Here is a 21,987-nt window from a genome sequence, read left to right as displayed (position 1 = left end):
CGAGAAAGCCCGGCCGGTCAGGAAGATAGCTCGCGGCGGACGATCGCTGCCCCGGCTCCCAGCGCCTTCAGCTTCCCCTGCGCAACGCTGCGGGACAGCGGCGCCATCCCGCAATTGGTCGCCGGATACAGCTTGTCGGCATCGATGAAGCGCAGCGCGCTGCGCAGGGTGGCGGCAACCTCTTCCGGCGTCTCGACCGTATCGGTCGCGACATCGATCGCCCCGACCATCACCTTCTTGCCCCGGATCAGTTCGATGAGGTCCAGCGGGACACGCGAATTATGGCATTCCAGCGAGACGATATCGATCGACGACTTCTGGAGATTGGGGAAGGTCCGCTCATATTGCCGCCATTCCGATCCGAGCGTCTTCTTCCATTCCGTATTGGCCGGAATGCCATAGCCGTAGCAGATATGGACGGCGGTCTCGGCGTTCAGTCCCTGTGCCGCACGCTCGAGTGTTGCGATGCCCCAGTCGTTCGCTTCGTCGAAGAAGACGTTGAACGCCGGTTCGTCGAACTGGACGATGTCGACGCCGGCGGCCACCAGCTCCCGCGCCTCCTCGTTCAAAATGCAGGCAAATTCCCAGGCGAGCCGTTCCCGGCTTCGGTAATGGGCGTCGTACAGCGTGTCGATCATCGTCATCGGACCCGGCAGAGTCCATTTGATCGGCCGATCGGTCTGCGCGCGCAGGAAACGGGCGTCGTCGACGAACACCGGTTCGGGGCGGGACACGGCACCCGTGACCGTGGGCACGCTGGCGTCGTAGCGGTTGCGGATGCGGACCGTCTCGCGCTTCTGGAAATCGACGCCCGCCAGATGCTCGATGAAGGTAGTGACGAAATGCTGGCGCGTCTGTTCACCATCGCCCAGAATGTCGATCCCGGCCTGGCGCTGATCCTCGACCGCGAGACGCAGCGCGTCGCGCTTGCCCGCGACCAATGCGTCGCCGGTCAGCTTCCACGGCGACCACAGGGTTTCTGGCTCGGCGAGCCAGCACGGTTTGGGCAGGCTGCCCGCGGTTGTCGTCGGCAACAATGTCGTCATGTCGAATACCTTGGAGAAGCGGGGATCAATGGCCGGCAGTCGCGGACCAGCGCTGCAGCGCGGCCCCATGCGGCTTGATGAACGTTTCCTCGGCGAAGCGGCCCTGTTCGATGGCCAGCCGGCTGCGTTCCTCGCGGTCGTAGACGATGCGGGTCAGCGAATAGTCCTGATAGTCGAGGCTCGGCCGGTAGCGTTCCGCCGCCACCGAATTGGCGTTGTAGATTTCGGGCCGGTAGATTTTCTGGAACGTCTCCATCGTGCTGATGGTGCTGGCCAGTTCCAGATTGCTATAGTCGCTGACCAGATCGCCGACATGATAGAAGGCGAGCGGGGCGACGCCGTGCGGCGGCATGAAGTAGCGGACCTTCATCCCCATCTTCGCGAAATAATCGTCGGTCGTCGAACCTTCGCCGGTGCGGTATTCGACGCCGAGGATCGGGTGGACGTTCGCGGTGCGGTGGTAGACTTCGCGGCTCGATACGCTGAGGCAGATCACCGGTGCCTTGCGGAACCGGTCGCGATAGGCATTCGAACGGACGAATTGCTTGAACAGATTGCCGTGCAGATCGCCGAAGCCGTCGGGCGTCGCATCGCCCCCGGCCTTGCGGTGACCCGGCAGCACCACGCTGAAATCATAATCGCGGACGTAGGAGGAGAAGTTGTTGCCGACCATGCCGTCGCTGCATCCGCCGCTGATCCGGTCGGTAACGACAGTGTGCAGCATCTCGATCAACGGGAAGGCGTCGTCGTCACCGATGCGGAGCGCGGCGGAGACGATCTGCAACGTCACCGCATAGCGATCGCCGGTCGGATTGTCCCAATGCATCAGCGCGTTGAAGCGATGGTCGATCATGCGCATCGTCCGGCGCAGATTGTCCCGCCGGTCCGGCCCCCGCGCGAGGTTCGCGAAGTTCGTGGTAAGCCGCGTATCGTCCGCCGGACGATAGTCCTCGTCGAAATTCGTACTGCTGATCGTGAATGCGAAACCGCTGCTCGTCATGCTTCACCTGGCTTTGCGGGCGAGGGACAGGCGAGAGCGCGCAAGGGAGCAACGGGCCCGGACGGCAGGCCGCCGACAGACCACGCATCAAGCGCGATCCACCGGAGGAACCCCCGTCCGAGGAACGTTATGGCGTCGGAAGGCAGGTCTCCTGGCTCACGGGTCTACGCGGTGGCTCCGGCCTTCCCAGGTTCCTTGCGGGAACCCAGTGACACGAAATGGAGCCGCCACTCGCCGCTTACAGTTGCGGGGGCAGCGCCGGATTCTGCCCGAAAGGACACCACCGGCTTCCCGTCTTAGCCCCATCGCCATGCCTGGGATGGGGAACCTCGACGCCACGGTTCAACACCATGTGGCGTCACCTGTCAACCGCGATATAAAGATTTCTTTATATCGTTAGTTATCGGGTGCGTGAGCGCTATGCGAGCGGCCCGTTGGCGACGGGCGGATCGAACTGCGGCACGCCCGCCGCATCGTAGCGGATCGGCTGGACACGGGTATGGCGGTTCGGATCGAACAGCGGGTCGCCCTCGATCTTCGCATAATCGCGCGCATGGAACACCAGCATGTCGCGTCCACGTTCGTCCACGGTGAAGCTGTTATGGCCGGGGCCGTATATCTTGTGCGCGACCGAAGTCTGCATCACCGGCACCGGCGATTTGCTCCAGGCGGCCGGGTCCGTGATGTCGGCATCGTCGCGCGCAGTCAGCATCCCCAGGCAATAGCGCGCATCGGTGGCGCTGGCCGAATAGGTCATGAACAGCCGCCCGTTGCGCGCCAGCAGCGCCGGGGCTTCCGCGACCTTATACCCGCGTATCTCCCATGGCAGCGTCGGCACGGTCAGCCGGGCAGGTTTGGCCGCCAGCGTCAGGGGGGTGGCGAGCGGTGCCAGATACAGGTTCGAGTTGGTTTCGATCCCCGGCTCGCGCTGTGCCCAGGCGAGGTAGCGGGTGCCGCGATGGACGAAGCTGGTCGAGTCGAGGTTGAAGCTGTCCCACGGCGTCTGCAACTGGCCGAGCACGGTCCAGTTGCCGGTCATCGGATCGGGCCCGTCGCATACCACGGCATAGGTGCGGATGCGGAACACGTCCTCGCCGCCACCGCTCGGACCCGCGGCGAAATACATGATCCATTTGCCATCGATCAGGTGCAACTCCGGTGCCCACAGGAACCCGGACATCGGCCCCTTGGCCTCGTGCCGCCACAACACCCGTTCAGGCGCGTTGGTCAGGCCGCCGATCGTCTTGGAACGGCGCAGCACGAGCCGGTCATATTCCGGCACCGACCCGGTCAGGTAATACCAGCCATCGGTGTGGCGAAAGACCTGCGCATCGGCGCGGTTCCTGACCAGCGGGTTGACGATTCCGCTACCCCTCCGGCGACGTTGCGCCAGCGTGGGCAGGGCGGCGACCGAGCCGGCGGCGGCAAGGCCACCCAGCAACGCGCGGCGCGACAGATGATCGGTCATCGACATTCCCTCCCTTACTGCGCCACCGGCCAGCCATCGGCATCCCAGGTCAGCCGCTGAATCTGCAGCGTCGGTGCGCCGTTCCGCTCGCGGTCATAGGCGTGATAGACGATATGGTCACCGCTGCTTTCCTGCAGAACCGCGACATGGCCGCGCCCGACATAGCGCGCATTGGTACCCTGACCCGATGCCAGCACAAGCGTGCCGCCGCCGTCCATCATCGCCTTGCCCGCCTTGTCGACATAGGGTCCGGTCGGTGACGCCGAACGTCCGACGACGGTGTTATAGGTGCTGTTCGCTCCCTGGCAGCAATTGTCGAACGACACGAACAGGTAGTAGAAATTGCCGTGGCGCACGACGAACGGCGCCTCGACCGCGGTCGGTGCCGGACGCGACGCCAGCGCATAGACCGTCTGGTCGCTGGCCAGCCGCAGGCCGGTTGCAGGATCGAGCCGCACCATCTTGATCCCGGACCAAAAGCTGCCGAACGCCATCCATTCGCGGCCATCGGCGTCGGTGAAGACGGCGGGGTCGATCGCGTTGAAATTGTCGCTGGTGCTGGACTGGATCACCGCGCCCTTGTCGGTCCAGCCGGTGGACGGCGTATTCTGGTTCAGCGCGTTGGTGGTGGTCAGGCCGATCGCCGACCGGTTCGAACCGAAGGTCGATACGGAATAGTATAGGCGATATTCGCCGCCCCGCTTGACGATGTCCGGCGCCCAGATGCCGGACGTGCCAGGCACCGCCGTCGTCGCCCATGCCGGCAGCGCGGTATAGGCCGGCCCCCTGTACGTCCAAGCCTTCAGGTCGCTCGACGTACGCGTGGCCAGCAACCCCTCGCGGTCGGACGTCGAACCGGTGGCGAACAGGAAATAGGTGTTGCCGTCCTTGATGATCGCCGGGTCATGGACGGGCATCGTATCGCCGGTCAGCGCGAGGCCGACCGGCGTTGCGGTGGCGGTCGGGGTCGGCGTAGGCGTCGGTGTGGGTGCGGCGGGCGCGGAGATGTTGCCGCTCGCCTCTCCGCCGGAGATGCCGCTGCAACCGGCGAGGAACAGGGTGAGCGCGACGAGCGGAAGCGTGGACCGGGTCATGGATGGTCACTCCGAAATAAGATGAAGGGCAGCGAAGGGGGCAGGGGCGCGAACACCGCGCCCGCCGCCGCATCAGTCGAGGGCGAAGCGCACGCCGACCGCGAAGGTCCGCGACAGCAGCGTCGTGCCCAGGTTGAACTGGTCGGCGTTGCCGGCATCCTCGAACCGGTAATAGTTCTGCTGCGTCTGGTTGGTCAGGTTGACGGCATCCAGCGTCAGCCCCAGCCGGTCGGTGATCCCCCAGGTCAGCTGGAAATCGAGGCTGCTTTCGGGCCGCCGCCAGACACCGATCGGATTGGCGAACAGCCGCGCTTCGTTGTTGCCGAGGAACGCCTTGCGCCACACATAGGACAGCCGCGCGCCGAGGCCACCGCGTTCATAGGCGAGCGTCGCGTTGTACGACAGGTCGGACACGCCGAAGAAGCCGGATTCGGTTTCGCCGACGATCTGCCCCGCCTGGTTGGAGATCGGGATGTTCTGCTTCGAATCGAGCAGCGTCAGGCTGCCCTGGAACCCGAAGCCGTCGAGGATCGAGGGCAGGTAGGTCGGGAAATAGGTCAGCCCCAGTTCCAGCCCCTTCAAGACGCCGTTCGACGCGTTTTCCGGCCGGGTAACGGCGAAGCGATCGGTGTTCAGCCCCGTGCCCGGGATGACCAGCAGCGAGGTGAGCGGCACGACCAGCCCATCGATCTCGCGCCGGAAGAGCGTGGTGTAGATCGCGCTGTTGCGTTCGAAATACCATTCGGCCGACAGGTCATAGTTGCGTGAGGTGGTCGGGCGCAGGTTCGGATTGCCCGATCCCCCGCTGCCACGGCCGACCCCGGTGAGGTCGCCGACGAGGTTGGGATTGGGGTTGAGGTCGCCGAACGCCGGCCGGCGCAGCGTTTCGCCATAGTTGAAGCGCAGCCGGAAAGCGTCGGTGATCGAATAGCGCAACGTCGCGCTGGGCAGGAACCGGCTGGTGCCGTTCGAGTCGCGGGTGACTGCGCCGTTATACCGGTCGGTGAACACGAAATTGGTGTCGACATCGACGTAGCGCACGCCGGCCTGCACATCGAGCGGACGGCCGAACAGGCTGATCTGCCCGTCCGCCATCGCATAGGCGGTCATGGTGATTTCGTTGATGTCGAACACGTCGGTCAGCGACAGCTGGTCCGACAGCTTGAAGTTCGGTGCGACGCTGCCCTTGTACAGTTGCCGGATCGCGTCGACATTCTCGTAAATATAGCTGCCATTGGGCACCAGCCACGACGTAGGGACGCTGGCGCGTCCGTCGAAGAAATCCTTATTGGTCAGCTGCAGTCCCGGATCGAGTGTCGACAGGCGACGCCCGAGACCACGCGCATCCTGCGCCCGGACCGAATCCATCGCATTCCGACTGTCGACGCGGAGGCCCGCCTTTACCCGCCGCAGGAAGCCGTCGTCCCACTTGTTCTCGCCATCGAGGTGCAGGGTGATCGCGTCACCCTTCGACCGGTTGGCGTTGTCGTAGAATTCACCGACATTCCACTGAGTCGGGTCGGTCAGCAGCGCATTGTTGTCGAAGTTATAGGCCGGGATGCCGTTCTTCGTATTGAAGTCGACATCGATCCGCTTGGCCACGCGGTCGATCCGCATCGCGAGAAATTGCGTGTCGAACTGGCTGTTCTGGTACGACAGGTCGGCGGTGATCCGCGCATTGTCGCCGACCTTCCAGTCACCGTTCAATGCATAGACGTAGCTGTTGGTCTTCGACCGGGTATAGTCGCCGCTGTTGAAGCCATACACGTCGCCGACCGAGCGCGCCTTGATGATGTTGGTGCCCGGATACAGTTCGATCGTCGATTTGGGGTTGGCGCCGAGCGATCCCCACCAGTCGACGAAACTGAAGAACAGGCTGTTCTGCGTCGTCGCGCTGAACTGGTTCCAGAAGAACTCGGCGGTATAGGTCGACGAACTGTTCGGCGACCATTGCACCGCTGCGTTGACGGCCGGACGTTCGCGCGTGCCGCTGACGTCGGGGCTGAACACCGCATCGCGCGAGAGGTAATAGGGCACCTGCCGCCCACCCAGCAGGAAGGTCGAGCCGGCCGCGGTAGGAAGGCCACGCTCGGTACCCGGTTCCCACGCGCCGCTTTCGGGGAAGACGCGCTGCAACGGGGTATAGCCCGGCGGCGGGTTTTCGGTGACGAACGGCACCATCGCGCCTGACGTCACGCTCATGTCGCGGAATTTTGTGCGCGAATAGCTGCCGCTGACCAGCACGCCGATATCGCCGATGCCGGTTTCCCAGCGGTTGCTGATGAGCGCCGAGACGTTGGGGTTAAACGAATCGGCCTGTTCGTTGTAAATGCCGCGCGCGACACCAGAGATGGCGAACCCTTTGAAATCGAACGGGCGACGCGTGAACACGTCGATCTGGCCGGCGATGCCCGTTTCGATCTGATCGGCGGCGCGCGTCTTGTAGACATCGATCCGCTTTACGAGGTTCGCCGGGATATCCTGCAACGCGAACGCCTGTCCCGACGCGGTAAAGATATTGCGGCCGTTCATCGTGGTCAGCGCGTCGGGCAGCCCACGGATCGAAATTCCCGCGGCCTCGCCGCCGGTGCGGTTCGTCACCTGGATACCGCTGACCCGCTGCAATGCTTCGATCACGTTATTGTCGGGGAGTTTCCCCACGTCCTCCGCGACGATCGAGTCGACGACCTGCGTCGCATTGCGCTTCACGTTCAGCGCGCCGAGGATCGATGCGCGTACGCCGGTCACGACGATGTCGGCCTCTTCGTCGGCTGCGTTACTGGCCGTTGGCGTCTGTGCCGGCGCTTCGACCGGCGAAGTGTTGCTATCGGGCGCGTAGCCGGTCGCGGTCTGCGCACTCGCCGATATGGCGGTCAGCAACGAGCAAAGTGACACCGACGCCAGAATGGCAGTTCTGCTCAACACGATTTGTCCCCTCCTCCCGAACCTTTCGCGGTTCGTTATACTCGGACAAATATCGATATGATCGCTTTGCGCAACTGCAATTTGTAGGAGTTATCGCTAACATAAAAATTGGGGGGAGTTTGTCTTCGGTTAGAGCAATGGCTCGGTCGCATCGTTCTGCGTGCAACCCGCCACGTGGCTGAGGTTTGCGTGAACGGCCTGTAGGTACGGTGAGGCGCTCCAAGCATATGCAGGACAAGAGAATTGCTGTCTCATGGCGAGACACAAATCAACTAATACGTATTCCTACGCATATGCCGAATCGTTAATTTCCCGTAAATACATTCCCACGATCGGCAGGAAATCCTGCTTATAAAAAATCGGATAAACTGGCGGGTTATTGGCCGCGACGCGACCATCCCGACAAGGGGAGGCTGTATGACTAGGGTAATTATCCCGGCTGCTGTCGCTTGCAGTTTTCTTGCAATTTCGCCGGCGCACGCCTCTGACATCGTTTACACGCCAATCAATCCGTCTTTTGGCGGCAGTCCGTTCAATTCGGCCCACCTGCTTGGAATCGCATCCGCCCAGAACAAGTACAATGACCCGGCAGCTGAATCCAAAAACAGCCCGGCAGACCAGTTCGTCCGAACGCTGCAAAGTCGCCTGCTGTCGTCGCTCTCGACGCAGATCACCAATCTGATCTTCGGAGAGAACGCCAAGGACAGCGGACTCATCAAGTTCGGCGATCAGGAAATAGCGTTCGTTCGCGGGCTCGATTCGGTCACCCTGACGATCACCAACCTTTCGGATGGCAGCGTGACGGAAATCGTCGTGCCGCTGCTGACCGGGGACGGGTTCTGATGCGCCGGGGCAAGACGATGCGGGGTCTGGCGCTGGCGGCGCTGGCCTGGTCGACCGGCGGCTGCGCCGTGCACAACCAGGCGGTATGGGAGCCGGCCCAGGCGACCCGGCCGACGCCCGCAACGAAGCAGCTGGGTCTCCTCCCCCCGGCGGGCGAGCGGGTGTCGGTCGCGGTCTACAACTTCGTCGACCAGACGGGGCAGTTCAAGACGAGCGACAATGTTCAGACCCTGTCGCGCGCGGTGACGCAGGGGTCGACGTCGATCCTGATCAAGGCGTTGCAGGAAGCCGGAAACAATAGCTGGTTTACGGTGATCGAACGGGAGAAGCTGGACAACCTGCTGCGCGAACGTGCCGTGATCCGCGAGATGCGCGCGGCCTATCTGGGCGAGAAGAAGGTCAATCCGCAGGCCTTGCCGCCGCTGTTGTTCGCCGGGGTGCTGCTCGAAGGCGGGATCATCGGCTATGACAGCAACACGAAGTCGGGCGGATCGGGCGCGCGATTTCTGGGTATCGGCGGCAGCACGCAATATCGCGAGGATACCGTTACCATCTATCTGCGCGCGATCAGCGTGCGGACCGGCGAGGTGCTGACCAATATCAGCGTGCGCAAGTCGATCGCATCGGTCGGGATCAACGCCAACGCCTTCCGCTATGTCGCGTTCAAGGACCTGCTCGAGCTGGAGGCCGGGATCGCCTATAACGAGCCGGACGCACTGGCGCTGCAATCGGCGATCGAGACGGCGGTCTATGGCCTGATCGTCGAAGGTGCCGCGATGAACCTGTGGTGCCTGAACACCACGCCCGATTACGCCCAAGGTGTCCTCAGGCGCTATTACGCCGGCCGCGACAATATCGCCGCTGACAAGGTCGTCCTGCCGACCGGAGCGGGGGGCAGGCCGGTCGACGGCTCCTGCACCAGCACGCGGACGGTCGCGCAACGTGGCGGCGCGCCGCGCTTTGCCGCCAATGCGGTGCCGCGACCCGTGGCCGTACCGCTTCACAGTCCTTCGCCGCCGGCACTCCCTCATCCCAGTGGCAACGCCGAGCCGGCGGCGGAGACGGGGAAGGATATGTAGTCAGAGGGCCGCAAGGCCGAAGAAATCGACGGACCCGTCGGCGCTCAGGATTGGCGTCTCGACACCGGCGGGTCCGGATCAGTTCGGTTACGGGAACCGAACTGGCGTGAGACCAGGCTCACGCGGACAACATTCGCGCTTGCCGCTCCGGCTGCAAGCCCTGTCATGCGGTTCGCCACGCCCTGCTCCCGCGATGTCCCGTCGATCGCGCAACGCCGGAGGCGCGACGGTTCGTCGATCCGGCACAGAACAGGGCGGCGATCATCGACGCCCGCACAAAACGGGAGAGAAGACGTGAAAACCATCCTGCTCGGCGCCGCTTCGGCGCTTGCCCTCACCATCTCGTCGGGCGCCATGGCGCAATCGACCAGCAGCGTGACGCAGACCAACACCAGCAACACCGCGAACGTCAACCAGCTGGGTTCTGGTGCCGGTGCGGCGTCGGTGGTCAACCAGTCGGGCGCACGTAACAACGCCGATGTCCGCCAGCAGGATGACGGCTCCAACTTCTCCGGCGGGTCGATCCCCCCGGCCAGCGATTCGACCATCGACCAGACCGGCAGCGACAACGTTGCCCGCGTCTCGCAAACGACGACGCTCAGCTTCAACCCGAACGCGTCGACCATCAACCAGGCGGGCAACGCGAACACCGCCTATGTCACCCAGGTCGATGACGAAAACCGCTCGTCGATCGATCAGTTCAGCAGCAACAACGACGCCACCGTGTCGCAGGGTGACGCCACCGCAGCGCTCAGCGATTCGAGCTGGGGCAATGCGAGCAGCATCACCCAGGCAGGTGCCGGCAACCACAGCGCGACCGTGACCCAGCCGGGCCGGCAGAACGACAGCACCGTCGCCCAGCTGGGCGATACCGATACCGCAACCGTCGCGCAGTCGGGCGTGCAGAACGGATCGACCGTGATGCAGAGCGGCGTGGCGGACGTCGCCGATGTGGGACAGTCGGGCGACGGCAATATGTCGGACGTGATCCAGGGCGGTCGTAACGTGCTGGCCACCGTGCGCCAGTCTGGTGACGGCAACACCTCGCTGGTCAACCAGACCGCTCCCGGCGGCGTCCGCCCGATCGACTCGGCGGCCTATGTCAGCCAGGCGGGCGACAACAATAACTCGGACGTCTATCAGCGGGCGAATTCGGGCTATGCCGAGGTGCTGCAGAACGGCAACAACAGCGACGCGCTGATCCGCAACTATGGCAACCGTTCGGTCGCCTATGTGTGGCAGCTGTCGGGCAACAACAACGACGCGACGATCGAACAGCGCGGCGAGGACAGCGATGCCTTTGCCCAGCAGACCGGCAGCCGCAACACCGCGCGCATCACCCAGCGCGAGGACAGCCCGCCGACCGAGAATTATTCGGCAGCGATCTATCAGAGCGGCGATGACGGCATGTCGTCGATCGACCAGGACGGCGACAACCATCTCGCGGTCAACGTGCAGACCGGCGACGACAATGACTCGTCGATCCTGCAGACCGGATCGGGCAACGTCGCCGGCGTCGGCCAATATGGCGACGACAACGACTCCGATGTGACCCAGGCGGGTACCGGCCAATATGCGCTGGTCATCCAGTCGGGTTCGGGCAACGCGTCGAGCGTCAACCAGAGCGGCACCGGCAACGCCGCCTTCGTGACCCAGACGTCGAACAACGACATCTCTACCGTCCTGCAGAGCGGATCGTCGAACCTAGCGACCGTGGTGCAGTGAGCGGTGCCCGGCCCGGAATGCCATCCCCTGTCGTCCGGGCCGGGTTACCTTTTTCGGGAGCAACGTCATGCGGAACCACCTGAGCGCCGGCATTGCCGCCATCCTGCTATTCCCCACCGCCGCGGACGCGCAATCCATCGCGTCCGTGCGGCAGAGCGGCTCGATGAACGAAGCCCGCATCGAACAGGCAGAGGCCGACGGCACGGCCGATATTGCGATGGACGGCGCGGAGCAGCGGCTAATGGCCCGGCAAAAGGATCTGGCATCGCTCGATGCCCGGCTGAGCGGCACGGATAACCGACTGGACGTCGATCAGGGCGGCGCGGTCGTCGCCGCCAGCACGGCGGTGGTGACGATGCTGGGCAACGGCAATACGGCCACCCTGCACCAGATGGCAGACGGTATCGGCCATAACGCGACGGTCGAGCAGCAGGGGGCCACGAACGTCGCGTTGCTATGGCAGGAGGGAAGCGCCAGCAGTGTCAGCCTGACCCAGATCGGCGACGCGAACCAGGCGAGCGTATCGCAACTGGGTGTCGGCAACGATGCGATCATCACTCAGATCGGCAACGCGCTGGGCATCGCGATCGACCAAATGGGCGGCGCGCAAATCAGCGTGACGCAGACCCGATGACCGCGCGTGCCAGGATCATGCCGATGGTGCTGTTGTCCTCGGCGATCGCGGCCACCGCCTGCGCGCAGGTGGTCCACCGCGTGGTACGGCCGCAGACGGAAACGGAGGGGCAGGTCGGTAAGGTTCCTGACGGGCGCGAGCGTACCGGCATGGACCAGCTCGGACGCCCCACTGCCGACACGCGGATGGGAACGATCGGCGGCGAACGTCGGTCGGCGACGGTCAACCAGCTGCCGCCGATGCTGGACGTCGGCACGAACCAGGCGGCGCCCGAAGCGGAACTGGAGGTGGCCCCGGCCGATCCCGACCGCGCGTTGCAGGCGGAAGTGCTGCGTGCCTGGCAGTCGCTGCGCCAGCGCGGACAGCAACCCACACCCGAACTGGTGGCGAAGGAGATCGGACCGGAGGCGCTGGCGCGGTTTCTCGCGACATCGCCCGGCGCTGAACGGCTGTTCGACGGGCAGGTCTTGCCGCCAGTTCCGCCGCCGCCCGCCCCGATACCGGGCGATGCCGACTCGGACGGGGGGCGGCCATGAACGGTCATTTCATGCTGATGGTCGGACTGGCCTGCATGGGCCCTACCGGAGAGGAGGATATGATGCAGACTTCCGCGCGTCCGCTGGTGCTGGACGTTATCGGTGACGGGCCGACGACCACATTGATCGTTTCAGGTAGTGCCCCGGAGCTGCGTCGGGTCCGCTATTCGCTGATCGTCGAGGGACAGTCTTATACCCGCCACGCCGGCACCGCGACGCTTTATGGCGAACGCCAGATCATCTCCCGCGTGCGGCTGCACGCCGGGGAACGGTGGACGGCCACGCTGATGGTCGAGACCGAGGGCCGGGCACCCTATCGTCTGGTGCGCACGAGTGCGCACTAGGCGTTAAGCAGAAGGAAGAGGATTCGCGCTAAGCTACTAGGGATTATACGAATAGCGGCACCTTCGCGGTAATGATATCGATTGTGATGCAGGGGAGGGATCGTGGCAAACACGACCGTTTTGCAAGGGGGGACCAAGGGATCGATGCCACCGCGCAGCCATGATGCCGCTCCAGGGCGGCAGCGCAGGTCGCTTACGGAGGCGCTTCTTTGATGGCGTCTTTCCCTCTGCCCCCCGCGATGTTTACCCGCGTCGCGACACCATTTGGCACCGCGCCGGCCGATCCTGAAACGCGGGAGGCGCTGGCGCTGTTCGCGACCCATGTCGCGGACCGTGCTGTGTTGCTGACCGACCCCGATGGCGTGATCCTGTTCTGCAACGACGGAACCGAGCTACTCTTCGGCCGTGAACCGCAACTGCTGATCGGTTGCGATATCGCAGGGCTGATGACCGACGATGCGCGACAGGCGCGGATCGACCGGGAACGCGCGATCAAGGCCGCGACGGTGCGTTTCGAAACGCGATGCTTGCATATCGCTGGCGGTGCGTTCGACGCCGATGTGACAATCACGCCGATTCCCGGAGCCGATGGTCGACTGCGGGCCTTTGGCTACAGCATCGTCGATATCGGCGACCGCAAGGCGGCGGAACGACGGCTGGCGGAGAGCGAAGCGCATATGCGCTCGGTCCTGGCCACCGTGCCCGACGCGATGGTTGTGATCGACGATCGCGGGCGGATACGATCGTTCAGCGCAGCGGCGGAGCGTCTGTTCAGCTACCGCGAGGCCGAGGTCGTCGGCAGCAATGTCGACATGCTGATGCCGCCGGACCACCGTGCCCGCCACGACGCCTATATCACGCGTTACGTGAGAACGGGGGAGCAGCGGATCATCGGCGCCGGTCGTATCGTCGTCGCCCGTCGCAAGGACGGCAGCGAGTTTCCCGTGGAGCTGTCGGTCGGCGAAGCGAACAGCGGCAACGGACGGATCTTCACCGGCTTCATCCGCGACCTGTCCGACAAGCAGCGCGCCGAACGGCGCGTCCGGGAACTGCAGGACGAATTGATCCATGTAGGACGGCTGAGCGCGATGGGCACGATGGCATCGACGCTGGCCCATGAGCTGAACCAGCCGCTGACCGCGATCGCCGCGTATCTCGAAGCCGCCCGGCGTCTGACCGGCGAAGCGGCGGCTGACCGTGCGCGGGCGCTCGAGGCGATGGATGCAGCCGGTCGGGAAGCGGTGCGGGCGGGCGAGATCGTTCGCCGGTTGCGCAGCTTCGTGGCACGGGGCGAGAATGAACGGCGCGTCGAACCGCTGGTGCCGCTGATCGAGGATGCCAGCCGCCTCGCGCTGACCGGCGCGCGGGAAAGCGGAGTGCGCGCGTTCCACCGGTTCGACCCCGCTGCGGACCATGTCTTCGCCGATCGGGTGCAGGTGCAGCAGGTGCTGGTCAACCTGATCCGCAACGCCGTCGAAGCCATGGGCGATGCGGAGGTTGCGGACCTCACCATAACGACCCGGCGGGAAGGGGAGATGATCCGCATTTCGGTGATCGATACCGGGGCCGGGCTGCCGTCCGGTCAGATACCGCGGCTGTTCGAGGCGTTCGCGACTACCAAGGCCGATGGTCTAGGACTCGGTCTGTCGATTTCGCGCACGATCGTCGAAGCGCATGGCGGGCGCATTTGGGCGGAGGTCGGCGCGGTGTCGGGCAGCATGTTCCACTTCACGCTGCCGGCCGCCCGGTCCGATAGTGCGTCGTGACCGAGCGGCGGACCATCCATCTGGTCGATGATGACGAGGCGGTTCGTCAGTCGGTGGCGTTCCTCCTTTCGACCTATGACGTCGATGTCGTCTCCTACCCCTCGGGTGCGACGTTCCTGGCCGGACGCGCGGACGCGACGCCGGGTTGCCTGATGCTCGACATTCGGATGCACGAGCTGGACGGGCTGGAAGTGCAACGCCGCCTGAACGAAGAAGCGTTCGACTGGCCGGTCATCTTCCTCACCGGCCATGGTGAGGTTCGGGTCGCCGTGGAGGCGATGCAGAACGGGGCGGTCGATTTTATCGAGAAGCCTTTCTACGGCGCTCGACTGATCGAGGCGGTCGACAACGCCTTTCGGCAGTTCGACAGAACCAACCGTGCCCGACGCGCAACGCAGCTGCTCGGCACGCTGAGCGAGCGGGAACGGCAGGTGTTGGACGCGCTGGTCCACGGCCTGTCGAACAAGGCAATCGCCCGATCGCTCGGCATTTCGGCCCGCACGGTGGAGGCACATCGCGCGCACATCATGGCCAAGCTCCATGCTGACAGCTTCGCCGATGTACTGCGCATTGCATTGACCGCCGATATTGGTCCGACTGCACTTATGGAGCAGGAGCGCCCGGCCTAGGTCGATCCTATGGTACGTCCCGGTCCGTAACGTCTCCCGCGTTCCTCATGGCGATTTGGTATCGGCCACCGGGCGCTTGACGCTATCCGTAAGGCGCCAGCGCTCCAGCTGGCTCAGGACGTCATTGGCGATCTGGTCGACCGTGAAGCCGGACAGGTCGCGAAAGCCTGTTTCCCCATTCGTTTGTGCGGCCAGCAGCCATGTCAGGCTGCGGCGACCCTCCGGCGCGTCGAGCGCGGTAAAGGCTGCCAGCGGGCGGGATCGCGGCGTCAGGCGATAGACGAACGTGCGACCGTCGGCTGCGGTAAAGGTGAGTTCGACGATATCGTCGCGGCGGTCCAGCGCGATCGCCGACCAGCCTTCCTTCTCCATCGCCTCGCGTACCGACTGTAGTGCCGGTTCCCCGTTTCGCTTGATCTGCCGCACGATATCGGCCCGGCGTGCCGGGACGAGCAGGCGCTTGATCCGTTCTGCGACCGAGGGTGCGTCCCCCGGCAACGTGACGCCGGCGAGGTCGGCATTGGTCTGGCGGATCAGCCCGACCGCGAGCAGCAACATGATGAAGCAGAAGGGCAGGGCGGCGAGCAACGTCGCCGACTGCAACGCGCCGAGACCGCCCGCCACCAGCAGCAAGGTCGCGGTAACGCCCAGCAGCACGCACCAGTACATACGCTGCCACCGCGGCGTTTCCTCCGCCCCGCCGGAGGCGAGAGTGTCGATGACCAGCGCACCGGAATCAGCCGACGTGATGAAGAAGATGGCGACGAGTGCGATGGCGAGGGTCGACGTGACGCCGGCGGCGGGAAGATATTCGAGGAACTTGAACAGTGCGGTGGACAGGTTCGCCTGCACCGCATCCGCGATCCCGCCGGCGGCCGGTCCCAGATCCAGCGCGATGGCGGTATTGCCGAACACCGTCATCCACAGAAAGGTGAAGGCGGTCGGCACGAATAGCACGCCGATCACGAATTCGCGGATCGTCCGCCCGCGCGAGATGCGCGCGATGAACATGCCGACGAACGGCGACCATGCGATCCACCATGCCCAGTAGAACAAGGTCCAGTCCGCCATCCACGCGCGCGGCTCATAGGCGTATAGGGTGAACGTCCGCATGACGAAATGGTCGAGATACAGACCGAAATTCTGCACCAGCGCGCGCAACAGGAACAGCGTCGGTCCGACGGCCATCACGAAGAGCATCAGCAGGATGGCGACCGTCAGGTTGAGTTCGGACAGGCGACGAATTCCGCGATCCGCGCCGCTCAGCACCGAAAGCGTAGCCGCGCCCATCACCAGCACGATGACGATGATCTTCACCGTGATCGTGTCCGGCAATCCATATTCATAGGCCAGCCCGGCAGTCATCTGTGAGACGCCGAACCCCAGCGACGTGGAGACGCCGAACACCGTCCCGCACACCGCGAAGATGTCGATCGCATCGCCCAGCGGGCCGTTGATCCGCTTGCCCAGGATCGGCGACAGGCCCGACCGCAGGGTCAGCGGCATGTCCTTGCGATAGGTGAAATAGGCAAGGCTCATCCCGACAAGCGCATAGATCGCCCAGGCATGAACGCCGTAATGGTGGAAGGTGATCGCCATCGCCTCGCGCGCGGCCAGGATCGTGCCGCTGGGCGCTTCGGGCGGTGAGATATAATGCTGGATCGGTTCGGCCACGGCGAAATACATCAGGCCGATGCCCATACCGGCGGCGAACAGCATCGCCAGCCACGACAGATAGGGGAAGTCCGGCTCGGCATCGTCCGGCCCCAGCTTCAGCCTGCCCGCGGGGCCAAAGCCCAGCGTCAGTACGACGACGAGAAACACCGCCACCGCCGATATGTAGAACCAGCCGAACGTGTCGATCGCCCAGCTTTGCGCTGCCTTGAACGCCACGTCCGCCGTACCGGGCATCGCCAGCGTCGTCGCCAGCAGGGCGGCGATGATCGCAGATGCCCCCCAGAATACGTTCGGATTGATCTTACTGTTGGTCATAGGGAAGGATAACACTGGTCAGGTTCGATGGCGAAGCCGCATCGGGTAGGGAATGCGGCCGGTCGGAAGGCATCTATTCCTCACCGGGCGGCGGACTGCTCGTCCATAAGCGGTGGTGGAGCTGCGCCAGCGTCGTGCCGTCGCGCTCGCTCGACAGCGCCTGCTCCGCCCGATCCAGCGCATCCCGTGCCTGCCGCCGGCAATCGGTCTTGGCCTTCTCGTCGATGACGACCAGCGCTGCCAAGGCCTTTTGCAGGCGCAGGCCGACCTCGATGGTGGCCGCGCCATCGCGCGCAATCGGCCTGTACAAGTCTTCGATCATGTCGGAGAACGCCACGGGCGGTACGATGACGTGTGGCGGCGGACCCCGATCCGGTTCGGGCTGATGACGCAGGACGGACGCGAGTACGCGCGTTCCCGCCTCGATCACCGCGATGGCGGTGCCGGGGTCGTTGACCGCCGGAGACAGGGCACGAGCGGCAATTTCTCCCAGCACGACAAGACCGAAACGCGGATCGTGATCGAAGCTGCGCTGGTGCTCGATCGTGAATGCCTTGCGCAACAGCGCTATCTGATGGTAGTCGAGGCCGGCCCGCGTCCACAGGAGCGGCTTGGCGGGATCAGCCAGATGACCGGGAAGGCTGACCAGGTGGATGTCCGTGTCGACCGTTGCGGCGATCTCCCCGATCCTCGCCAAGTCAACATGCGCGATACGCCCGATCGCATCGTGGTACAGGATCGATGCTTCCGACGGTATCGTCTGTGGGCAGCCGCCATCGAACCGGACGCGCTGCGTCATCGTTCGAACCGCTTCGGTAGCGGCACGCTCGACCCGGTCGATCGTATCCGACACGCGGCCGAAGCGCGCGATATGCTGTATCCAGCGCAGGAACGTCACGACGATGAACAGGATCACGACGATCGTCCCGGCGTACAGAAGAACGCGGCCGGTACTGCCGTAGATGCCCGTCGACAGCGCCACGATACCGACGATCGCGAACAGAAAACTGCCTAGAAAGGTCGCCAACGCATTCTGCGACGTGCTGTCGTCGATCAGCAGTTGCACGGCGCGTGGGGTAATGCTGCTGGTCGCACCCGAATAGGCCTGCACCATGGCAGTCAGCGAGAAGGTGGTCACGGCAAGCATCGAGGAGGCCAGCAGGCTGAGGATCCCGTCGACCGATTTGGAACCCACCTTCGCTGCGAAGCTATAGGAAATACTGTGTCCTACCAGCGCGCTGGCAAGTGCCAGGACGATGCCGAAGACGCAGAACAGGGCGGCGCGGAACCACATCTGGCGTGTGAGGAGACGTATGGCCCATTGCCACTGCCGCATCAGTGCGAGGTCCGGTGGTCGAATGGATCAGGCGCGGCAGGAGGCCGAACTGGTCTTAATGCTGGGGGCGACATGCCGCCACAACGGACAAACTGCATGAACGGCTCCGTCCGGTTGCTCCGGTACCCATTCGTCCGCAGCGCTCGACCCGCCGCCGGCCCGGCGGTCGGGATGACCATTCTCCAATCAGCCCCGCATCACCGCCTGCCGGAGGTCGGGTAGTGCCGCCAGAAAATTGCCGATCTCGCGCCGCCGCAATGCCTCTTCGGCAAACTCGCCATCGACACCCAAGCGCCAGCGTAGTGCGCGACAATCGGGATCGTCGTGCAACGCATCGATCTCTCCGGCGCGAAGGTCCACATCCTGCGTCGTTCGCGCCAAACCGCCGTCGACCAACTCTTCCTTCTGGGCACGCAGGGCGATTGCGATTTCCCGCAGCGCGAGTTCGGGATGATATTGGACGCCCCAGAAGACTCCGCGCCGACAGCGGATTTCGGCGGCCTGCACAACCGTTGCTGCGTTGCCGGCGAGCCGGGTGGCGCCGGGCGGCAGTTCGTACACCTCGTCGCCATGGATTGCCGGGGCATCCCAACTGGCTGGACGTCCGCTAAGCAGGGGGTGGCCGGAACCTTCCGGCGTCGCCGTGATCCGGCGCGCAATGCCGGCCTCCATCCGCTCCGGCATCTTGCGTACGGTGCCGCCCGCTGCAGCCGTCGCGATCTGCAAGCCTGCGCAGGAGCCGAACGACGGAATTCCGACGTCGAAAACCTGCTGCATGAAATGGAGCTGCCGCCGAACCTCGGGAGTGTCGTCATAAACATGCATCGGCGAACCGGTCAGGAACACCGCGTCGAATTGATCGAGCCATTCCGTCGCCGGTATTGCATCCCCCGCATCCGCAGGCGAAATGATCGTCGTGCGGACATTCGGCTGCATCTGTTCGAGCGTCGCAGCATAGGTTTCGCCCGAACTCTTGCCGGCCCGCTCGCGCCGGGCCTCGCGCTCTTCGGGCAGTTCGCTCTGGGCGATCAGGTAATGGGGCACAGGCTTCCTTCGCTGGTAAGCGGCCCTAACGCGCCGGATGGCGCCATGGTTCGCGGTAACTCGTTGAACGCCGCAGATTTGTTGCGCAGCCCTTGTTACCTTTCGTCCGGGTAGGGTGGAGATTGCGGTATGATGCCGCATCCTGTCGCCGGAAGCGCATCGGCCCATTGATCGGTCGGCGGGGCGGGTGCAAACCAAGCGCCAACCTCGTTTGATGGGATTATCGATGCGTCATCTCGCCTCCGCTGCCATCCTTCTTCTGATGTCGTCCAGCGTACTCGCCCAAGGGCCGATACCCGCTGCCAAGACGGCGACGCCGCTTCCCGCGTCCAACCCATTTGCGCAAGCCAGTACCTTGCCGCTTCAGGCACCGCCGTTCGACCGGATCAAGAGCAGCGACTACAAGCCCGCGCTGCTCGCCGGGATGGCCGCGCAACGGGCCGAGATCAACGCCATCACCCGGGCACGCAGCGCGCCGACGTTCGAGAATACGATCGCTGCGATGGAGCGTTCGGGGCGACTGCTCGAACGGGCTAGCCTGGCCTTCTCGGGGGTAGTCGGCGCGAACACCGACGACACCCTGCAACAGACGCAAGCCGATCTCGCACCCATTTTCGCAGCCCACCAGGATGCGATCAACCTCGACCCCGCACTCTTCGCACGCGTCAAGACGCTGTACGACCAGCGCCAGACCCTCCGGCTCGACGCCGAACAGTTGCAGGTGCTGACGCTGACCTATGAGGGCATGGTGCGCGCCGGCGCGCGGCTGTCCCCCGCCGACAAGGCGATGTTGAGCCGCTACAACAGCCAGCTCTCCACGCTGGAGACCGCATTCCAGCAAAAGCTGCTCGGCGCTGCGAAGGCCGGGGCATTGGTGATCGACGACAAGGCGAAGCTCGCCGGGCTGTCGGACGCCGAGATCGCCGCCGCCGCAGTTGCCGCCAAAGATCGCGGGCTTGCCGGCAAATATGTGCTGACGCTGCAGAACACCACGCAGCAACCGGAACTGGCGACCCTGAAGGACCGCGCGACACGCGAGGCGCTGTTCAATGCGAGCTGGACACGCGCGGCGAAGGGGGATGCCAACGACACGCGCGCGACCATCGCCGACATCGCGCTGCTGCGCGCGCAAAAGGCGAAGCTACTCGGCTTTGCGACCTGGGCGGATTATGTGTTGCAGGACCAGATGGCGAAGAAGCCCAAGACGGCGCTCGGCTTCATGCAGCAGCTCGGCACCCCGGTCGCCGCCGAACAACGCCGCGAAGCCGCGGAACTGCAGGCGCAGATCAAGGCGACCGGCGGGACGTTCGAGCTGAAGCCGTGGGACTGGGATTTCTATTCCGAGCAGGTCCGCAAGGCGAAATACGACCTGAACCAGGACGAGCTGAAGCCCTATTTCGAAATCAACAAGGTGCTGACCGACGGTGTCTTCTACGCCGCCAACCAGCTATATGGTGTGACGTTCAGGCGCCGTACCGATATTCCGGTCTATCACCCCGACGTCATGGTCTATGAGGTCGATGAGGCGGACGGCACGCCCGTCGGCCTGATGTATTTCGACTTCTGGAAGCGCGACAACAAGAATGGCGGCGCGTGGATGTCGAACTTCGTCAACCAGTCGAAGCTGCTGGGCACCAAGCCGGTCATCTACAACGTCGCCAACTTTACCAAGCCGGCGGCGGGGCAGCCCGCGCTTATCAGCTTCGACGACGTCACGACGATGTTCCACGAATTCGGCCACGCATTGCACGGTCTGTTCGCCAACCAGACCTATCCGAGCGTGTCGGGTACCAACACCGCCCGCGATTTCGTCGAATTTCCGTCGCAATTCAACGAACATTGGGCGCTCGATCCCAAGGTGCTGCCGCATTACGCGGTGAATTACCGCACCGGACAGACGATCCCGCAGTCGCTGGTCGACAAGATCAAGCGCGCCGGCACGTTCAATTCGGGCTATTCATTCGGTGAGGCGCTGGCCGCGGCCGAAATGGACATGAGCTGGCATTCGCTGACCGCCGCGCAGGGGAAGCAGAACCCCGACGCGTTCGAAGCACAGGCGCTCGCCGCGACCGGCCTCGATGTCTCCGACGTACCGCCGCGCTATCGCTCGACCTATTTCCTGCACATCTGGGGCAATGGGTATTCGGCGGGCTATTACGCCTATAGCTGGACCAAGATGCTGAGCGCCAATGCATTCAACTGGTTCGAACAACATGGCGGCATGACGCGCGCCAACGGCCAGCGCTTCCGCAACATGATCCTGTCGAAGGGACATACCGAGGATTACGCGCCGATGTTCCGCAACTTCAACGGCAGCGATCCGCAGGTCGGTCCGCTATTGAAGGACCTCGGCCTCAATGCCGATGGTTCGCGGATCGAAGCTGATGGTCCGGCACAGGGGAAAGCGGGCGGCTGAACGGACTTGCCGGACGGGCAGTGGGACGATCGAGCGTTTGCTCTTCGCACACTACCCGTCCGCTCTCCTGAATGAAATGCTGAGGGGTGTCAGTCACAAGCGTGCCACGC

16 protein-coding genes, 1 pseudogene and 1 riboswitch are annotated in these 21,987 nt (G+C 64.2%); of the genes and pseudogenes, 9 read left to right on the top strand and 8 right to left on the bottom strand.

What is annotated here, in order from left to right; all coding sequences use genetic code 11:
• Positions 1-17: 17 nt before the first annotated feature.
• The 5 genes and pseudogenes from MF609_RS05235 to MF609_RS05215 all read right to left on the bottom strand — a co-directional run bounded on the left by MF609_RS05235 (position 18) and on the right by MF609_RS05215 (position 7,533).
• Positions 18-1,046, bottom strand: coding sequence for a methionine synthase (locus MF609_RS05235; protein ID WP_242415261.1), 1,029 nt, complete (start codon positions 1,044-1,046; stop codon positions 18-20).
• Positions 1,047-1,071: 25 nt separating this feature from the next.
• Positions 1,072-2,046, bottom strand: a complete 975-nt coding sequence (locus tag MF609_RS05230; RefSeq protein WP_242415260.1) for a putative oxygenase MesX — start codon at positions 2,044-2,046, stop codon at positions 1,072-1,074.
• 123 nt (positions 2,047-2,169) lie between these two features.
• A riboswitch (cobalamin riboswitch) is annotated at positions 2,170-2,392 on the bottom strand.
• Between the two features lie 78 nt (positions 2,393-2,470).
• Positions 2,471-3,514: pseudogene (locus MF609_RS05225) on the bottom strand (glycoside hydrolase family 43 protein); the annotation flags it as partial.
• Between the two features lie 14 nt (positions 3,515-3,528).
• Complete coding sequence (locus MF609_RS05220) at positions 3,529-4,608, bottom strand: arabinan endo-1,5-alpha-L-arabinosidase (RefSeq protein WP_242415259.1); 1,080 nt, start codon at positions 4,606-4,608, stop codon at positions 3,529-3,531.
• 72 nt (positions 4,609-4,680) lie between these two features.
• Entirely contained in the window at positions 4,681-7,533 is a 2,853-nt protein-coding gene (locus MF609_RS05215; protein ID WP_242415258.1) for a TonB-dependent receptor, read from the bottom strand.
• Positions 7,534-7,950: 417 nt separating this feature from the next.
• Between MF609_RS05215 and MF609_RS05210 the strand changes: the two genes are divergently transcribed.
• From MF609_RS05210 to MF609_RS05175, 8 genes are all read left to right on the top strand, one after another.
• Positions 7,951-8,376, top strand: a complete 426-nt coding sequence (locus MF609_RS05210) for a curli assembly protein CsgF (protein WP_242415257.1) — start codon at positions 7,951-7,953, stop codon at positions 8,374-8,376.
• A complete protein-coding gene (locus MF609_RS05205; RefSeq protein ID WP_242415256.1) occupies positions 8,376-9,455 on the top strand; it encodes a CsgG/HfaB family protein in 1,080 nt (359 codons plus the stop codon). The genes MF609_RS05210 and MF609_RS05205 overlap by 1 nt, the downstream gene beginning before the upstream one ends.
• 294 nt (positions 9,456-9,749) lie before the next feature.
• A complete protein-coding gene (locus tag MF609_RS05200; RefSeq protein ID WP_242415255.1) occupies positions 9,750-11,180 on the top strand; it encodes a hypothetical protein in 1,431 nt (476 codons plus the stop codon).
• Positions 11,181-11,247: 67 nt separating this feature from the next.
• Complete coding sequence (locus MF609_RS05195) at positions 11,248-11,814, top strand: hypothetical protein (RefSeq protein ID WP_242415254.1); 567 nt, start codon at positions 11,248-11,250, stop codon at positions 11,812-11,814.
• Positions 11,811-12,350, top strand: coding sequence for a hypothetical protein (locus tag MF609_RS05190; RefSeq protein ID WP_242415253.1), 540 nt, complete (start codon positions 11,811-11,813; stop codon positions 12,348-12,350). Before MF609_RS05195 ends, MF609_RS05190 begins: the two co-directional genes overlap by 4 nt.
• A gap of 59 nt (positions 12,351-12,409) precedes the next feature.
• The gene (locus MF609_RS05185) at positions 12,410-12,694 is read left to right on the top strand and encodes a hypothetical protein (RefSeq protein WP_242415252.1); all 285 of its coding nucleotides are present in this window, start codon (positions 12,410-12,412) and stop codon (positions 12,692-12,694) included.
• Between the two features lie 212 nt (positions 12,695-12,906).
• Complete coding sequence (locus MF609_RS05180; protein ID WP_242415251.1) at positions 12,907-14,460, top strand: PAS domain-containing sensor histidine kinase; 1,554 nt, start codon at positions 12,907-12,909, stop codon at positions 14,458-14,460.
• Complete coding sequence (locus tag MF609_RS05175) at positions 14,457-15,089, top strand: response regulator transcription factor (protein ID WP_242415250.1); 633 nt, start codon at positions 14,457-14,459, stop codon at positions 15,087-15,089. Before MF609_RS05180 ends, MF609_RS05175 begins: the two co-directional genes overlap by 4 nt.
• A 45-nt stretch (positions 15,090-15,134) precedes the next feature.
• On the opposite strand, the gene MF609_RS05170 is transcribed toward MF609_RS05175, so the two are convergent.
• From MF609_RS05170 to MF609_RS05160, 3 genes are all read right to left on the bottom strand, one after another.
• Entirely contained in the window at positions 15,135-17,081 is a 1,947-nt protein-coding gene (locus tag MF609_RS05170) for a BCCT family transporter (RefSeq protein ID WP_242415249.1), read from the bottom strand.
• A 73-nt stretch (positions 17,082-17,154) separates the two neighbouring features.
• Positions 17,155-18,417 carry a DUF2254 domain-containing protein gene (locus MF609_RS05165; protein WP_242415248.1) on the bottom strand — a complete coding sequence of 421 codons (1,263 nt, stop codon included), beginning with the start codon at positions 18,415-18,417 and terminating at the stop codon, positions 17,155-17,157.
• A 186-nt stretch (positions 18,418-18,603) separates the two neighbouring features.
• Positions 18,604-19,602, bottom strand: coding sequence for a type 1 glutamine amidotransferase (locus MF609_RS05160; RefSeq protein WP_242415247.1), 999 nt, complete (start codon positions 19,600-19,602; stop codon positions 18,604-18,606).
• Positions 19,603-19,723: 121 nt separating this feature from the next.
• On the opposite strand from MF609_RS05160, the gene MF609_RS05155 reads away from it, so the two are divergent.
• Positions 19,724-21,877, top strand: coding sequence for a M3 family metallopeptidase (locus MF609_RS05155; RefSeq protein ID WP_242415246.1), 2,154 nt, complete (start codon positions 19,724-19,726; stop codon positions 21,875-21,877).
• The last annotated feature ends 110 nt before the right edge of the window (positions 21,878-21,987 follow it).

The sequence above is a fragment of the Sphingomonas panni genome (assembly GCF_022664435.1).
Lineage (GTDB): Bacteria > Pseudomonadota > Alphaproteobacteria > Sphingomonadales > Sphingomonadaceae > Sphingomonas > Sphingomonas panni.
This window is presented reverse-complemented; position numbering and strand designations above follow the sequence as displayed.

Excerpts from the sequence above, each read along its gene's own strand:
- MF609_RS05235 (WP_242415261.1), bottom strand. The coding sequence starts at position 1,046 with ATGACGACATTGTTGCCGACGACAACCGCGGGCAGCCTGCCCAAACCG.
- MF609_RS05230 (WP_242415260.1), bottom strand. The coding sequence starts at position 2,046 with ATGACGAGCAGCGGTTTCGCATTCACGATCAGCAGTACGAATTTCGAC.
- MF609_RS05220 (WP_242415259.1), bottom strand. The coding sequence starts at position 4,608 with ATGACCCGGTCCACGCTTCCGCTCGTCGCGCTCACCCTGTTCCTCGCC.
- MF609_RS05210 (WP_242415257.1), top strand. The coding sequence starts at position 7,951 with ATGACTAGGGTAATTATCCCGGCTGCTGTCGCTTGCAGTTTTCTTGCA.
- MF609_RS05205 (WP_242415256.1), top strand. The coding sequence starts at position 8,376 with ATGCGCCGGGGCAAGACGATGCGGGGTCTGGCGCTGGCGGCGCTGGCC.
- MF609_RS05195 (WP_242415254.1), top strand. The coding sequence starts at position 11,248 with ATGCGGAACCACCTGAGCGCCGGCATTGCCGCCATCCTGCTATTCCCC.
- MF609_RS05190 (WP_242415253.1), top strand. The coding sequence starts at position 11,811 with ATGACCGCGCGTGCCAGGATCATGCCGATGGTGCTGTTGTCCTCGGCG.
- MF609_RS05185 (WP_242415252.1), top strand. The coding sequence starts at position 12,410 with ATGATGCAGACTTCCGCGCGTCCGCTGGTGCTGGACGTTATCGGTGAC.
- MF609_RS05180 (WP_242415251.1), top strand. The coding sequence starts at position 12,907 with ATGGCGTCTTTCCCTCTGCCCCCCGCGATGTTTACCCGCGTCGCGACA.
- MF609_RS05170 (WP_242415249.1), bottom strand. The coding sequence starts at position 17,081 with ATGACCAACAGTAAGATCAATCCGAACGTATTCTGGGGGGCATCTGCG.
- MF609_RS05165 (WP_242415248.1), bottom strand. The coding sequence starts at position 18,417 with ATGCGGCAGTGGCAATGGGCCATACGTCTCCTCACACGCCAGATGTGG.
- MF609_RS05160 (WP_242415247.1), bottom strand. The coding sequence starts at position 19,602 with ATGCGGCATCATACCGCAATCTCCACCCTACCCGGACGAAAGGTAACA.
- MF609_RS05155 (WP_242415246.1), top strand. The coding sequence starts at position 19,724 with ATGTCGTCCAGCGTACTCGCCCAAGGGCCGATACCCGCTGCCAAGACG.